The sequence below is a fragment of the Paenibacillus sp. GCM10027630 genome, assembly GCF_042676305.1.
Classification (GTDB): domain Bacteria; phylum Bacillota; class Bacilli; order Paenibacillales; family NBRC-103111; genus Paenibacillus_S.
In genome coordinates this window covers 13,509-29,204 of the sequence record NZ_JBHTGY010000047.1, presented here as the reverse complement: position 1 = coordinate 29,204, position 15,696 = coordinate 13,509, and the positions used below count along the sequence as shown (strand labels likewise).

Below are 15,696 nucleotides of genomic sequence, written 5' to 3'. Positions count from 1 at the left end.
GTGACGAGATGGGAAAGAAGAAGAAACTGCTGCTGAATTTGTTTGACATGAACTGTGTAGGACATAACTCCCACGGATTATGGAAGCATCCGGACAACGAGCGCAGACAGTATAATGAACTTGGTTATTGGACCGATTTGGCGCAGCTTCTGGAAAAAGGGAAATTCGATGCGATATTCCTGGCGGATGTTATCGGTGTCTATGATGTATACAAAGACACGCGTGATATTTCTGTGAAAAATGCGGTTCAGGTACCTGCCAACGATCCGGCGCTGATTGTTCCGGTGATGGCTCATGCGACCAAGCATCTGGGATTTGCTGTTACCGTTTCGACATCATATGAGCATCCTTTTGCTCTATCTCGTCGAATGTCGACATTGGATCATCTGACTAAAGGTCGTGTTGCCTGGAATATCGTTACATCGTATTTGCCGAATGCAGCAAGAAATTTTGGTTTGGATGAGATGATTAAGCATGACGATCGATATGAAATCGCCGAAGAATTTTTGGAGGTATGCTACAAGCTATGGGAAGGGAGCTGGGGGGAGGGCGCTGTTGTATTTGATCAGGCCAACGATATGTATGCAGATCCTGCCAAAGTACATGAAATTGGCCATAAGGGCAAGCATTTTCAGGTTGCGGGGCCGCATTTATGCGAGCCTTCTCCACAGCGCACTCCGGTTATTTACCAAGCCGGCAGCTCGGTAAGAGGCAGAACATTTGCTGCCAAGCATGCGGAATGTGTGTTTATAGGTGGACAGACGCCGGAGGCGCTCCGCTTTTATGTAGAGGATATTCGCTCCCAGGCGAAGGCTTACGGGCGTAATCCCGAACAAATTTTAATGTTTAAAGGATTTTCGGCGATTGTTGCGGAAACTTCGGCGGAAGCACGCGATAAATTTCTTAATTTTGAACAGTATCGCAGCAGTGAAGCAGCATTAGCCCAGTACTGCGGGTCCAGCGGGTATGACTTGTCAAAGCTCGATCCTGACCAAATCTTTGAATATATGTCCACGGAAGGAAATCAAACAAGGGCGGCGCAATATACCCAGTTTACGAAGAAGCGGACGGTCGGAGAAGTGAAGGAATCGATTGGAAAGCTCGGGGGAGGCTGGATGCAAGTCGGCACGCCGATTGAAATTGCCGATGAAATCGAGCGTTGGATAGACGAGGCAGGCATTGATGGCTTAAATTTCGCACAGGTGGTTACGCCGGGGACCGTAAAGGATTTTATTGATATGGTTGTGCCGGAGCTTCAAAATCGCGGACGGGTCAAGGAAGAATACGAGGAAGGAACATACCGCCAGAAGCTGTTCGGCCGTGGTACGTCCCATCTCCCGAATGCCCACCCGGCGGCTTCCTACCGTCAAATAGCGGTACCTGCTGTTAGACGCTGACAAAACTGTTCCAAATAATATTGGTCCGTCTCGGTGAAGCGAGCTTCAACCGGACTATCAATGTCAAGTACGCCAATAACGGTATCTTGACGGAACAAAGGGATGACGAGCTCTGACCGTGAAGCCGCATCACAAGCGATGTGACCCGGAAACAGGTGGACATCATTCACACGCTGCGTTCGTCTTTGCGCAACAGCGGTACCGCAGACCCCCTTGCCGTAGGCAATGCGGGTGCAGGCAGGCAAGCCTTGAAATGGACCGAGTACCAGCTCATTGGCATCATTCAGCAAGTAGAAGCCCACCCAATTGATGGTTTCCAGGAATTGTCCAAGAAGAGCGGAGGCGTTAGCCAGATTGGCAATGCGATCCGGCTCGTCTTCAATAAGATGCTCCAATTGGCGAATCAGCAAGGTGTACCGTTCCTCTGGACTGCCTTCGTAATTTGTAAGTTGAAACATGAAATTGACCTCCTGAAATAAATATTTCATATTAATCCTATTTGAATAATATGATTATGTCAACCGGATGACTGGAGACATAACATCAGCTTGATGGCTATGTCTTTTTTTCTAGAAGACTTTAGGTGTAAGGAGGAGAGCCTATGGGTAAACAAATTCGATTGAATGCCTTTGATATGAATAGCGCCATGCATAATTCACATGGGTTGTGGAAGCATCCGGGCAATCAACGGCATCGCTACAAGGAATTAAGCTATTGGGTGGAGCTGGCGCAGCTGTTGGAGAGAGGGAAATTCGATGCGCTCTTTTTGGCTGATGTGGTTGGTGTCTACGATGTGTATAAACAAAGCTTCGATCCGGCCGTGAGGGATGCGGTGCAAGTGCCGGTGAATGATCCCGCATTAATTATACCAGCAATGGCCTATGCGACCAAGCATTTGGGCTTCGCTGTCACAGTGACTACAACGTATGAGCATCCTTACGCTCATGCCAGACGGATGTCGACGCTCGATCATTTAACTCAGGGCAGACTGGCATGGAATATTGTCACCTCCTACTTGCCCAGCGCCGCCAAAAACTTCGGCTTGGACGGCATGCTCGATCACGATGAACGTTATGAAAGAGCGGATGAATTTCTGGAGGTCGTTTACAAGCTGTGGGAAGCCAGTTGGGATGATGATGCAGTGGTCAGGGACGTGAAAAATAAAATCTACACGGATCCCGGGAAAGTTCATGAAATCAATCATGAAGGAAGGTTCTACCGGGTGCCAGGCCCCCATCTGAGTGAGCCATCCCCACAGCGAACGCCTGTCGTCTATCAAGCCGGCAGCTCGGAGAAGGGAAGGGAGTTCGCCGCTAAACATGCGGAATGTGTGTTTGTTGGGGCGCCTAATGTGGAAACTTTGCGATTCTACGTACAGGATATACGTAGAAAGGCAGCTGCATATGGAAGAAATCCCGATCACATCAAGATGTTTATGGGTTTGAACGTGATCGTAGGCGACACCCGGCAGGAAGCACAGGGGAAATTCGAGGAATATTCCAGACTGTGGAGCGTGGACGCTGCATTGGCTCAATATGGCGGCTCAAGCGGTTATGATCTGGATGCATACGATCCGCTGGAGTTTTTGGAATATAAGCCAACTAACCATGGTCAAACAACGGCAGCCCATTTCACCAAATATGCGGAAAAGAAGCTCACCGTAGGGGAAGTGAAGCAAAAAATCGGTACGATTGGAGGAAGGGGAACTGTGTTGGTGGGGACTCCTGCTGACATTGCTGATCAAATGCAGCATTGGGTGGAGGAGACCGGGATTGACGGCTTCAATCTTGCCCACTTCATAACCCCCGGAAGCTTGCAGGAGTTTATCGATAACGTTATTCCTGAACTGCAAAACCGGGGGATTTATAAGACGGAGTACGAGGAAGGCACCCTTAGAGAAAAGCTGTTTGGCCAAGGTCAGAGCAGGCTCCCGGAAGATCATCCTGGTGCAAAAGTAAGAAGGCAGTCTGTTAATCAGCATTAAAATCACACCTGTGGCAATGCAGGCCAATCATCCAAATCCAATAATCCAATGAAAAGAGGTTGTTACAATGGCAAATGAAAGACAATTAGCGCTGGAAACCTTAGCTGTACACGCAGGACAACAGATTGATCCAACGACTCTCTCCCGGGCGGTACCGATCTATCAGACGACCTCTTATGGCTTCCGCGATACCGAGCATGCGGCTAACCTGTTTGCGCTGAAGGAGTTCGGCAATATCTATACGCGCGTTATGAACCCGACTACTGATGTATTCGAGCAGCGGGTCGCTGCACTGGAAGGCGGAGTTGGAGCTTTGGGCGTAGCCTCCGGGCAAGCAGCGATCACTTACTCCATATTGAACATTGCCGGTGCGGGTGATGAGATTGTTTCAGCAGCTAGCTTGTACGGAGGTACATATAATTTGTTCTCTAACACGCTTAGTAAATTGGGAATTAATGTTACATTTGTAGACCCAAGCGATCCGGAAAATTTCCGTAAAGCTATTACGAATAAAACCAAAGCCCTTTATGCGGAAACGGTCGGCAATCCGAAAGGTGATGTATTGGATATAGAGGCGGTAGCAGCTATTGCTCATGAGAATGGGATTCCACTTATTGTAGACAATACATTTCCAAGTCCGTACCTGCTGCGTCCTATTGAGCATGGCGCTGATATTGTTGTGCATTCGGCTACCAAATTCATCGGAGGCCACGGTACTTCCATTGGCGGTGTGATTGTAGACGGAGGAAAGTTTGATTGGACGGCTAACGGAAGATTCCCGGGATTAACCGAGCCGGACCCAAGCTATAATGGAGTCGTATATACCGAGGCCGTCGGTCCGCTCGCCTATATCATTAAGGCAAGAGTGCAGCTGTTAAGGGATCTTGGGGGAGCTTTGTCTCCATTTAATTCCTTCTTATTATTACAGGGGCTGGAGACTCTGCATCTGCGCCTGGAGCGGCACAGCTCGAATGCATTAAAAGTGGCTCAATATCTCGAGCAGCATGAGGATGTAGAATGGGTAAGCTACCCGGGGCTGAAGAGTCATCCTTCCTATAAGCTGGCACAGAAATACTTGCCTAAGGGACAGGGAGCTATTCTTACCTTTGGGATTAAGGGCGGCATTGAAGCGGGGAAAAGGTTGATCCATTCCGTTCAGCTGTTCTCGCATTTGGCGAATGTGGGAGATTCCAAATCGTTGATTATTCATCCTGCGAGCACGACCCATCAGCAATTAAACGAGGAGGAGCAAGCGGCTGCAGGGGTAACGTCCGGGTTAATTCGGCTTTCTATCGGTACAGAGGCGATTGACGATATTCTTTATGATCTGGAGCAGGCTATAGCGGTTAGCCAACAACCAGCAGCAGTCTAGTTGAGCTTGATGTTTCGTGATCCAATACCAAGTAAATCCATGCGAAAAATTAATATTAAAAGGAGAGAAATCAGAATCATGAAAAAATCTTTGGGGTTATTCATATTAACTTTTATTTTGTTCCTTACAGCATGCGGAACGCAGCCGGCAGCGTCCACAGGAGGATCAGGGGGAGCGGCGAATACATCGGCAGCGGGCGGTGGAACTAAAGAAGCCAAAAAAGAGGATAAAGTCATCAAGCATATTATGAGCGACAGCGGTTTTAACGGGGATATCGTGAAAATCTTAAAGGAGGAAGTCGAAAAACAAGGGTATGTGCTGGAGCAGGTGGTCGTAAACGATATTATTCAGCCTAACAAGATTGTCAACGACGGCCAAGCGGATACAAATTCTTTTCAGCACGAGGCTTATTTTGACCAGTTTGTAACCGATCATGGGTTGAAAAACGTTGTTCGTGGTTTCTATACGATTTTCACGCCGTCGGGACTCTACTCTAAAAAATACAAAAAGATCGAGGATGTACCGGATGGCGCTACCTTCGGGATTCCAGTCGATCCGGCAAATAACGGACGTGCGTTGTTCATGCTTCGTGACCTGGGACGTTTAAAGCTAAAAGAGGGAGTTAGCGTCACCCATGCAACGCTTAGAGATATTACGGATAATCCCCATAAATACAAATTTAAAGAAGTGGATCAATTGATGCTGCAGCGTACATTAGAGGATGTTGATGTCGGCTTCCTGTTTGCCGGAACAGCTGTACAAATCGGGTTCAAGCCCAAGACGGATGCTCTTGCTTTGGAGAAGGGTGAGGGTTTGCCATACAAAAGTATCGTTGCTGTCCGTAAAGATTTAGTAGGTTCGGAAAAAGTGAAGGTATTGCAAAAAGCTTATGAAAGCGAACGGATAAAAGAATTTTACCGGAGCAAGTATGGGGATGCGATTGAATTTATCGATGGCCTAAATAAAAAGTAAGCTCTGCTTACAATAAACGAAGGAGCGATGCGTTGTGATTACGCTTCAAGATGTGAATAAAGTATTCCAAATTCCCAATGGAGAACCGCTGAATGCGGTCTCCTCAGCTTCCCTGCAGATTGATGAAGGAGATATTTACGGGATCATCGGGTTCAGCGGTGCCGGTAAATCGACACTTCTGCGGACGATTAATTTATTGGAACGGCCGGATAGCGGCAAGATCATCGTCAATGGCCAGGATATGCTGGCTTTAAGCGAAAGCGAGCTGCGCAAAGCGCGGATGTCGATAGGGATGATCTTTCAACACTTCAATCTGCTTAATAACCGGACTGTATTCGAAAATGTCTCTTTTCCACTGGAAATTGCGGGAGTTCTTAAAAGTGAAAGAAAGCAGCGGATTGAGGAATGCTTGAGAATCGTAGGGCTGGAGGACAAGACCAAAGCTTACCCGGCCAAGCTGAGCGGAGGGCAGAAGCAGCGTGTGGCTATTGCCCGCGCACTGGCCAACCGACCCAAGGTTCTGTTATGCGATGAACCTACCTCTTCTGTCGATCCATCAACAACCGGAAGCATCCTGGCCTTTTTGAAGGAAATCAATGAACGCCTTGGCATTACGATCGTTATCGTCACTCATGAGATGAATGTTATCAAATCTATCTGCAATAAGGTAGCGGTTATGGAACAAGGAGTTGTCGTAGAGAAGTTTGAGATGAATGATGCAAAATTTGTCCCTAAGTCCAATATTGCCCAATTTTTGTTTAAGAATGAGATCGTGTTGGATAAAAGAGAGGTGGCTTATGTTTGATAATATCATCTATGCCGGTCCGGAGATTGTGGAGGCTTTGGGCGAAACCTTTTACATGCTGATTGTTACGATACCGCTGGCTGTACTTTTTGGTACGCCGCTCGGTACACTGCTGTATTTGACACGTCCGGGCTCTTTTGTCAAAGCACCGAAGTTTTACTTAATTCTTAACGGTTTGGTTAACCTGGTACGGTCCTTTCCGTTTCTGATTTTGATGATTGCCATTATACCTATCACCCGCTTATTGGTAGGTACGGCACTCGGAACTACCGCGGCCACTGTGCCTATGATTATAAATGCCGTGCCTTATTTTGCCCGTTTCGTGGAACAAACCTTGCTGGAAGTAAACCGTGGTGTTGTTGAAGCGGCTGAGTCGATGGGAGCGAACCGTTATCAAATTATTTGGAAGGTGCTTTATACGGAAGCTCGTTCGGGTATCGCCAATTGTATTACGATTATCACCGTCAGCTTTCTGTCCTATTCAACTGTTGCCGGGCTGGTCGGAGGCGGTGGCATCGGAGATTTTGCGATTCGTTACGGCTATTACCGCTATCAGACGGATGTTATGTTCTTTACGGTTATTTTGATGGTCATTTTCGTTCAGGCTTTTCAATTTACCGGGAACTTTATCGTTCGCAGGCTGGATAAGAGACTTTAATGCATAAACCGGAGTGGAGGCGATGAATGATGCCGAAAAAGATACATTTGAATGCTTTCGAAATGAACTGTGTAGGTCATTTATCCCATGGCATGTGGGTGCATCCGGATAATAACCGTCACCGGTATACCGAGATTTCCTACTGGACGGAGCTTGCCGAACTGCTGGAGCGGGGAAAATTCGATGCATTGTTTTTGGCTGATGTGGTAGGCGCTTATGATACGTACAAGGGGGGAATAGAAACTTCGCTAAGGGAAGCGGTTCAGGTTCCGTGTAACGATCCGCTCCTGATTGTGCCGCCTATGGCACTGGTAACCAAGCATTTGGGCTTTGCGGTGACATTCTCCACCTCTTATGAGCATCCTTATGGGCATGCCCGGCGTATGACAACATTGGATCATCTGACGCAAGGGCGGCTGGGATGGAATGTGGTAACGTCTTACCTGCCCAGCGCTGCACGCAATTATGGACTGGACCGGACGATTCCACATGACGAGCGCTACGAAATGGCTGACGAGTATTTGGAGGTTTGCTATAAGCTGTGGGAAAGCAGCTGGGAAGATCAAGCTGTTGTGAGCGATGTGGAAACCGGGACGTATACCGATCCCGACAAAGTGCATGAGATCAACCATGAAGGCAAATATTTCAGGCTTCCCGGACCTCATCTCAGCGAACCTTCCCTGCAGAGAACTCCAGTTATTTATCAGGCGGGCAGCTCGGTAAAAGGCAAGACATTTGCGGCAAAACATGCGGAATGTGTGTTTCTGGGAGCTCCTACTGTGGAAGCATTGAAGCAGCATATCGCGGATATCCGCGCCCAGGCACAAGCAAACGGACGTCAGCCTGAGCACATCAAGATGTTTACCGGTTTGTCGGTCATCGTTGGCCGAACAGAAGAGGAGGTTCATCAGAAGGTGAAGGAGTTCGAGAGGCTTCGCAGCGTCGAGGGAGTTCTCGCCCATTATGGAGGCTCCAGCGGCTATGATTTATCCCGTTACGGCCCTGATGACTATCTGGAATATGTGGAAACCGATCACGGCCAGACGGCTGCGTCAAGATTCACCAAGCATAATAAAAAAACAGTGGGCGAAATTATCGAAACCTTCAAAAGGCTAGGCGGACAGTCGCCGTTCTTTATTGCAGGAACACCGGAGCAGGTTGCTGATAAAATCCAGTACTGGGTGGAGGAAACAGGGATAGATGGCTTTAACCTAACGCAGTTTCTTTCTCCAGGGTCTTTCCGCGAATTTATCGAGCTGGTCATCCCTGAGTTGCAGCGAAGGGGATTGTATCGTACCGAATACGAGGAGGGGACCTTCCGTGAGCGCCTGTTCGGCAAAGGTATCCATCTGACTCCGAATGGTCATCCTGCAGCCTTGATCCGTCAGCAGACTTTTAAAGAATCTGTGACCTTATAGATAATTCAATATATAGGTTTAGGGGTAACCTCATGGTTGCCCTTTTATTAATTAGTAAGTGGTGTGATATTTTATACATACAAACAAGGGGTACAGGAGTAATCTGTATGGTATAAGGAAAATAACAGGTTGATTGGAGGCCCTAAAAATGAGCATGCCCTGCAAATCACAGGCTGCTTCGGAGATTGCTCTTGAAGCTGAGCTGCCTAAGCTGCTGGACCGTTTGAAGCAAGACCATGCCGAATTGCTGCAGGTTCTGATGGATTTGGAAAACCAGGCGAGTCAGACGGAGCAGGAGGCCGACAAGAATCGTGCGATAAGCTCTCTACTGCATCTAAGACTCTGGACAATGGGATTCAAGGAAGAGCTGAATCGGCACTCAGAGTGGGAGGAGCGGGAGCTATTTCCATTGCTGAATATTTGTTGCCAAGGACATAATGCTCTTTCGGTCACACCGACCTTATGTGATCTGGAGAAGGATCATCAATTGGCGATGAATTACATGGACGCCTTCTTGAGAGCTGTGCATGCACTGAAATCGGATTCGGAAGCAATGCCTGTGAAACAAGCGGCGGCTTATTTGACTCATGCATGTCGCATTCTAATAAAGCATTTGGAGCAGGAGGAGCGGCTCATTAATCCAATGACTGACCAAGTATCCAATGATATTCATTATTTTTCATATGATTAAACTTTTAAATTTATGAACTTCGGATGACTTCCATTATTTACTGTGCTACAATAGCTTGAGCTATATTTATTATTTTAACAATTGAATATTTGTGGGAACAAGGTGCTTCAGCTTGCTGAAGCTTAAAAGGGAAGTTCGGTGTAAAACCGACGCGGTCCCGCCACTGTAACGGAGGAGTCATAGCGACAATGCCACTGATCTTTGTGCACAAGGATTGGGAAGGCCGCTTATGATGTGAATTCCGGAGCCAGGAGACCTGCCTGTTCTGACAACACTGCTTTGACCTACGGAAGATAGGGAAGTGTTTAGACGACCGTCGTTTATTTCATCATATATAAACAGGACATCTTTACCTTTTTTTTCTGAGGTAGGGATGTCTTTTTTTTGTATGTATTTTTTGTTTTTAAGTATGTATTGACGAAGCAAAGAATTATGAGTAAGATTTTAATTGTAATTATTACGAATAAACTAGGTAAATCAGGAGGCAATTTTTTTATGAGATCCAGATCCAATTCCAGTCGTCCAAAGTACAGCGGTTTTCTTGCACTTATTGTTATTATTTTAGTCACATTGTCGGCTTGCCAAAGCTCATCATCCACCAGGCCAACCGGTAATGGTCAGTCCACAGATACCAAAGATGCGTCCGCTGCCGGAGAGGCCAAGGAGCAGGTGTTAAAATACGTCACCTTAAATATGCCCCGCTCTTTGGATCCTGTCCATATTGATGCACAGCGGATTACATCAGATGGAATTGCTGAACCTCTCGTTATGCTTAATGATGATGGATCTATAAGACCATGGTTAGCGAAATCTTGGAAAAACCTGGAGCCAACACTGTGGGAAGTGGAATTACAGCCTAACGTAAAATTTTGGAGCGGTGCGGTCATGGATGCTGCTGCGGTAAAAGCGGCACTGGAGCGTCATCAGAAGCTTAATAAACGGGGACCCTCACAAATTGGCGGTGTTGAGTTTATCGTAAAAGACAGCCTGCATCTACAGCTCAAAACACCTAAGCCAGACCCTAACTTTATTTTCAAGCTGAACGGATTTGCAATACATAATGCTGAGGAAGCGAATCGTCTCGGAGATAAGTTTAATTCACAAGCCGATCTGACTGGCTTTATGAAGCCTATTCAGTTTACTCCAGGCGAACTGCTCATTGCTGAAGCGTTTCCTGGATATTGGGGAGAAAAGCCTAAGCTGCAGCGGCTGGAGGCAAGATTAGGAGCTGACGCACAAGCGCGGCTGCTTGCATTGAAGAATGGCGATGCTGATGCGGATATGAACGTGGAAGTTGAACAGCGGGTGTCTTACGAGAAGGACCCGAAATTCGCCACTTACTTCCCAATCGGACAGACGACTAATCTATGGTTGAATATGAAAAAGGTACCGGCGCTTCAAGATAAAAATGTTCGGATTGCGCTGAATTTAGCCGTTGACCGCAAGGAGCTTATCGAAGGTGTTAGCCGCGGATTTGCGTCCAAAGCTACAGGGCATTTCCCGGCGGGACTTCCATATGCGATTTCGACAGGTACAGAGACGGACAAGGCCAAAGCCGAGAAGCTTCTGGATGAGGCTGGCTGGAAGAAAGGCTCTGATGGAATCCGTGCCAAGGACGGGCAAAAGCTGAAGCTGAAAATGTTGACTTACACGGTTTTTCAACCATTGGCAGTAGCTTTGCAATCGCAGCTCAAAAATGTAGGCGTTGAGATTGAATTAAATCCGGTCGAAACAACGGCCTCCAACCAAATGATGCTGGACGGCAATTTTGATACGGCTACTTATTGCTCTTGCGGAACGGCAACCGGCGATATTGGCGGTCAATTGTACTCCTACTACCAATCAGGCGTTGCATCCAATTACGGGGGATACAGCAATCCCGTGGTGGATAAGCTAATCAGTCAATTGACTTCGGAATTCGATGCTGCGAAACAAGTGGATTTGGCTAAACAGATCCAAACCCGCGTCCAGGAGGATGTTCCGATCATTTATTTATTCAATAATACACGTTGGGGCGCTGCCTATAACAGTAAAGTGAAAGGCATCGATAAAAATTTACAAACTAGAATCGTCCCTGGGATGTACATCTCCAAATGAAGCTAATCCGTTATTTGATCCTGCGTATACTTCTTACAGTTCCGGCTTTGTTAGGAATTACTCTTCTTATTTTCTCACTGATTCGTTTTATACCGGGTGATCCAGCGCGAGCGATTCTGCTTACGATGTTCGATCCTAGTACGAATCTCAGTGATTTGGAGAAGGATGCAGAGGTTCTGCATAAGCAGCTGGGTCTTGATCAGCCCTTCCCTGTACAATACGGGAGCTGGTTATGGAAGATTATTCGCGGTGATTTGGGCGTATCCTTCCGGAGCAAAACGCCGATTCTCGATGAGCTGCTGCATCGCTTTCCGGCAACGCTGGAGCTTGCAGGGGCTGCGCTTATAATTATGCTCGTGATCGCGATTCCATCAGGGATCGCGGGAGCGGTATATCACCGTAAGGCTGTGGATCATGCAACAAGGGTTATTGCATTGATTGGTGTGTCTGTACCGAGTTTTTTTCTTGGTTTGGTGCTTATGTATACCTTGTCTGTGAAGCTGGGCTGGCTTCCAACAATGGGAAGAGGCGGGGGCGATCACCTGATCCTGCCAGCTTTGACGCTAGGCATAGGGCTATCGTCAGTTACGGCGCGCTTGCTGCGAACAAGCCTGCTCCAAGTGTTTTCGCAGCGATATATCATATTGGCGGAAGCCAAAGGGCTGCATCGGAGAACGATCCTGTTCAAGCATGCGCTGCCTAATGCACTGCTTCCGGTGTTAACTTCGTTCGGGCTTGTTATAGGAGGACTTATCGGTGGAACTGTCATTATCGAGACTGTCTTTTCATGGCCAGGTGTAGGGCGGTATGTAGTGGATGCGATTACCGGGAGGGATTACCCCGTTATCCAGGCTTTTGCTCTGCTGATGGCTCTTGTTTACATCTTGTTGAATTTGGCTGTTGATGTTATTTACCGGTGGATGGACCCGCGGGTCAGATTGGAGCAGGAGGGACAGCATGGATAACCGATTTCGCAAACGTCTCTTCTATTCTTTGAAGACAGATCCGCTGGCCATTCTTTTATTGGTCATTATTGTGGCAATTGTCGTGATGTCTATCGGCGGGGCATGGTTTTCGGGATATGATCCTGTCAAAGTTGACTACAAGCAGGCGCTTTTACCACCTTCTAGCGATCATTGGCTTGGAACTGATAATTTCGGCAGAGATGTTTTATCAAGGCTGATGCATGGAGGAGTTGCTTCATTAGGCGCTTCGATTATGGCGGTGACCCTAATTATTTCTTTGAGTCTGATTATCGGACTTGCCGCTGGATATTTCGGTGGATGGGTTGATATGGTGCTGACCCGATTGATGGACGTGCTTTTCTCCTTCCCTCAGCTAGTGCTAGCCATAGCTCTTGCTTCGTTAATGGGGCCGGGACTCAGCAGTCTGATGATCGCGGTTGCGGCTGTGTCTTGGCCATCTTTTGCCCGGATCTTTCGAAGCTACGTATTGTCAGTACGTAATGAAGGCTACGTGCAAGCAGCCAAAACCTCTGGCATTCCTGCCTGGAAAATCATTAGTACGCATGTTCTCGGTTCCATCGTCGGTCCGATACTGGTGTTGGTAACTCTGGACATAGGAAGCATTATCTTAAGTATTGCTTCCATGTCATTTCTTGGACTGGGCATTCGCCCGCCGCAGCCGGAATGGGGAGCGATGCTGAATGAAGGACGGGCGTACATTGAAGAAGCGCCATGGTTGTTTCTTGCTCCCGGGCTGATCATTTTCCTAATGGTATTAGGAACTAATTATTTGGGCGATACATTGAAGGATGCATTAGAACCCCGAGCTCTGAATATGCCCCGGCTTTTTGGCAGCAGGGGGAAAAGCAAGCGTAAGGAATCTCATGTGAGATCAACGAAGCTGCTTAAGGTAGAAGGGCTGTATGTGACAGCCGCGGAGAGTAAACGAGATACACCTAAAGCAATATTGGAAGATATTCGCTTGGAGTTGCGGCCAGGAGAGTGTTTGGGTTTGGTTGGAGAAAGCGGCTCAGGGAAAAGCACGCTTGCACTGGCGTTAATGGGGCTGCTGCGCCCTCCGCTCGAGTTAAGTGGCGGGACGATTCATCTGATGGGAGCAGACACCAAGGATTGGGAGTGGAGTGATTGGCGCCAAGCACGCGGCAGCCGGATTGCGTATATAACGCAGGACCCTATGGATTCGCTCAACCCTGTTCTTACTATCGGCAGTCAATTGCAGGAATGCTTGACCGCTCACAAGAAAGCGGGTCTGAATAAAGCGGCAGCGAAGGCACAAGTGCTGAAGTTACTGGAGCAGACAGGCCTCTCCAAGGAAACCTACCATCAGCATCCTCTTCAATTGAGCGGAGGAATGAGGCAGCGGGTTGTTATTGCTATGGCCATGATCAACGAACCGCAAATCATTGTGGCCGATGAACCAACCACTGCGCTTGATGTCAGCACCCAGGCTCGAATTATGGAGCTGCTTGCAGCTCAGCAGAAGGAACGGCAAGTGGCGATGATCTTCATCACCCATGATTTGAGATTAGTTGCACAAATCGCAGATCGAATTTGCGTCATGAAGAAGGGGCGAATCATTGAGCAGGGGGATGTTCGGTCGGTATTCACAGAACCGCGCGAAGCTTATACGCGACAGCTGCTGCAGTCTATTCCCGCTTTACGGATTCCAGCTCATTTACGAAAAATAACCTGACACGAGAGTAGAAGGGGGGATGATTTATGCTTGAGATCGAGGGCCTGCAAAAAAGCTATCAAGGGAAAAAAGTGCTGGATTCGATATCGTTCTCAATCAATCCTGGTGAAATTGTCGGTTTGATCGGTATGTCGGGATCGGGAAAAAGCACTATAGCCCGCTGCGTGGCAGGACTGGAGAGGCCGGATGCCGGCAAGCTGCTGTGGAACGGCAGATCCTTAAATGAACGAGCTGTAAGACGGATGTCGCATCAAGACATTCAGATGGTATTTCAAGACCCTCGCAACAGTCTAAATCCAGCTTGGACGGTAAGAAGGAGTTTGTTGGAGTCGCTTCATCAGTTTCATAAATTTGTGAGTAAGCAGGGTTTTATAGGTAAAATGGAAAGCTTGCTTCAATCAGTCGGACTGAATGCCGATTACTTGGATCGTTATCCTCATGAATTAAGCACCGGTCAATGCCAGCGGGTTTGCTTGGCGCGTGCACTTGCTCCTGAGCCGAAGCTTCTTGTGCTGGATGAATGCCTCTCGGCTCTCGATGTCTCGATTCAAGCTCAAATGATCAGCCTGCTTCAGGAGCTGCATCGCAATCGTCAGGTCAGTTATTTATTTATCTCCCATGATATTGCAGTAGTTGCCGGACTATGCCAGCGAGTATTGGTTATTCAAAAGGGAATGATTGTGGAAGAAGCGGATGTTTATGAACTGATTCATCATCCTAAGCATCCGTATACACGTTCATTACTTGCGGATACACCTGTTTTTCCTGAGTTTATAGAACTATCGGATGGGTTCAACGAGAGGAGTGTGATTTAAATGGGGACCGGAGTTGATTATGCCTTTCTCGAAAAACAATATAATTTTATAACGCAGGAGCATCCGCAGCCGGTATTATTAGCAAGTCTTTCTGACTTGCTGGATAAGGAGAAGGCCGAGAATCTCATTGTGGCTGTCATGCAAATTATTCGTGCTGGCAAGCCCGATATTGCTGCATTTCATATGTCAAGCTGGTTCGGCATGGTGTGCTCGGCTATGCAGGCTTCACTATCGTTTTATGATACGGATTTGAAGTTATCCCCTGACCGGTTAAAGCTGCAAATCGTAATGGTAGAGGGAAGAAGAAAAGTATCATTCGTTCTGCAGGATGCGGACATTGCTTCCATACCGTTAGAGACATCAGGAGCATCCCGTTCCGCAGTACTGAAAGTATTTTATGAACAGACTGTACGTCCGATAATTGGCGGTCTTGCACAGGCATCCCATACTAAAGAATATCAGCTGTGGGCGCAATTCGTCACAAGACTCTATAATGAGAAGGATTTCTTGTTACAAAAAGCTTCCTTACTATCGGAAAGAAAATCTCTTATTGAGCAGGATTTTGTCATTCTGCTTCAGGAATTGAATGTGGAGAAGCTGGGATTGCTACGGAATCCGTTCGAACAGGAATTTCGTTGGATACAGCATATGCAGGAGCCGGATGAGCTAATACGTCAGAAGGTGGCTTGTTGTCTGGCATATCAAACAGATACTTCTCATGGCTACTGCTATACTTGCCCTCGGTTAAATGATGAGGGGCGGAGAATGAAAAGGGAAGCTTAGCATGAAATAAATTCACCATATAATA

14 protein-coding genes and 1 riboswitch are annotated in these 15,696 nt (G+C 47.4%); of the genes, 13 read left to right on the top strand and 1 reads right to left on the bottom strand.

From position 1 onward, the window contains the following. Positions 1-8 precede the first annotated feature (8 nt). Entirely contained in the window at positions 9-1,397 is a 1,389-nt protein-coding gene (locus ACFQ0C_RS22755) for an LLM class flavin-dependent oxidoreductase (RefSeq protein ID WP_379369876.1), read from the top strand. Here ACFQ0C_RS22755 and ACFQ0C_RS22750 read toward each other — a convergent pair. Next, entirely contained in the window at positions 1,367-1,855 is a 489-nt protein-coding gene (locus tag ACFQ0C_RS22750; RefSeq protein ID WP_379369874.1) for a GAF domain-containing protein, read from the bottom strand. The two genes, ACFQ0C_RS22755 and ACFQ0C_RS22750, sit on opposite strands and share 31 nt — an antisense overlap. Positions 1,856-1,998: 143 nt before the next feature. Between ACFQ0C_RS22750 and ACFQ0C_RS22745 the strand changes: the two genes are divergently transcribed. The 12 genes from ACFQ0C_RS22745 (at position 1,999) to ACFQ0C_RS22690 (ending at position 15,671) form a co-directional block, all read left to right on the top strand. Then, positions 1,999-3,381: an LLM class flavin-dependent oxidoreductase gene (locus tag ACFQ0C_RS22745; RefSeq protein ID WP_379369872.1), complete on the top strand. Its 1,383-nt coding sequence runs from the start codon at positions 1,999-2,001 to the stop codon at positions 3,379-3,381. Between the two features lie 67 nt (positions 3,382-3,448). Next, complete coding sequence (locus tag ACFQ0C_RS22740) at positions 3,449-4,753, top strand: homocysteine synthase (protein WP_379369870.1); 1,305 nt, start codon at positions 3,449-3,451, stop codon at positions 4,751-4,753. A gap of 78 nt (positions 4,754-4,831) precedes the next feature. Then, positions 4,832-5,725 carry a MetQ/NlpA family ABC transporter substrate-binding protein gene (locus ACFQ0C_RS22735; protein ID WP_379369868.1) on the top strand — a complete coding sequence of 298 codons (894 nt, stop codon included), beginning with the start codon at positions 4,832-4,834 and terminating at the stop codon, positions 5,723-5,725. A gap of 34 nt (positions 5,726-5,759) precedes the next feature. Next, positions 5,760-6,530: a methionine ABC transporter ATP-binding protein gene (locus ACFQ0C_RS22730; RefSeq protein ID WP_308862007.1), complete on the top strand. Its 771-nt coding sequence runs from the start codon at positions 5,760-5,762 to the stop codon at positions 6,528-6,530. Further along, positions 6,523-7,188 carry a methionine ABC transporter permease gene (locus ACFQ0C_RS22725; protein ID WP_258214739.1) on the top strand — a complete coding sequence of 222 codons (666 nt, stop codon included), beginning with the start codon at positions 6,523-6,525 and terminating at the stop codon, positions 7,186-7,188. The genes ACFQ0C_RS22730 and ACFQ0C_RS22725 overlap by 8 nt, the downstream gene beginning before the upstream one ends. Before the next feature lie 26 nt (positions 7,189-7,214). Further along, positions 7,215-8,606, top strand: a complete 1,392-nt coding sequence (locus ACFQ0C_RS22720; protein WP_379369865.1) for an LLM class flavin-dependent oxidoreductase — start codon at positions 7,215-7,217, stop codon at positions 8,604-8,606. 148 nt (positions 8,607-8,754) lie between these two features. Beyond that, a complete protein-coding gene (locus ACFQ0C_RS22715; protein WP_379369863.1) occupies positions 8,755-9,297 on the top strand; it encodes a hemerythrin domain-containing protein in 543 nt (180 codons plus the stop codon). A gap of 82 nt (positions 9,298-9,379) precedes the next feature. Next, positions 9,380-9,575, top strand: a riboswitch (cobalamin riboswitch). Between the two features lie 217 nt (positions 9,576-9,792). Next, positions 9,793-11,394: an ABC transporter substrate-binding protein gene (locus ACFQ0C_RS22710; RefSeq protein WP_379369861.1), complete on the top strand. Its 1,602-nt coding sequence runs from the start codon at positions 9,793-9,795 to the stop codon at positions 11,392-11,394. Beyond that, positions 11,391-12,359 (top strand): nickel ABC transporter permease, encoded by a 969-nt coding sequence (gene nikB / locus ACFQ0C_RS22705; protein ID WP_379369859.1) that lies wholly within the window; start codon positions 11,391-11,393, stop codon positions 12,357-12,359. The genes ACFQ0C_RS22710 and nikB overlap by 4 nt, the downstream gene beginning before the upstream one ends. Beyond that, positions 12,352-14,073: a nickel transporter permease gene (gene nikC, locus ACFQ0C_RS22700; protein ID WP_379369857.1), complete on the top strand. Its 1,722-nt coding sequence runs from the start codon at positions 12,352-12,354 to the stop codon at positions 14,071-14,073. Before nikB ends, nikC begins: the two co-directional genes overlap by 8 nt. Positions 14,074-14,099: 26 nt before the next feature. Continuing rightward, the gene (locus ACFQ0C_RS22695; protein WP_379369855.1) at positions 14,100-14,888 is read left to right on the top strand and encodes an ABC transporter ATP-binding protein; all 789 of its coding nucleotides are present in this window, start codon (positions 14,100-14,102) and stop codon (positions 14,886-14,888) included. After that, positions 14,889-15,671 carry a hypothetical protein gene (locus tag ACFQ0C_RS22690; RefSeq protein WP_379369853.1) on the top strand — a complete coding sequence of 261 codons (783 nt, stop codon included), beginning with the start codon at positions 14,889-14,891 and terminating at the stop codon, positions 15,669-15,671. The last annotated feature ends 25 nt before the right edge of the window (positions 15,672-15,696 follow it).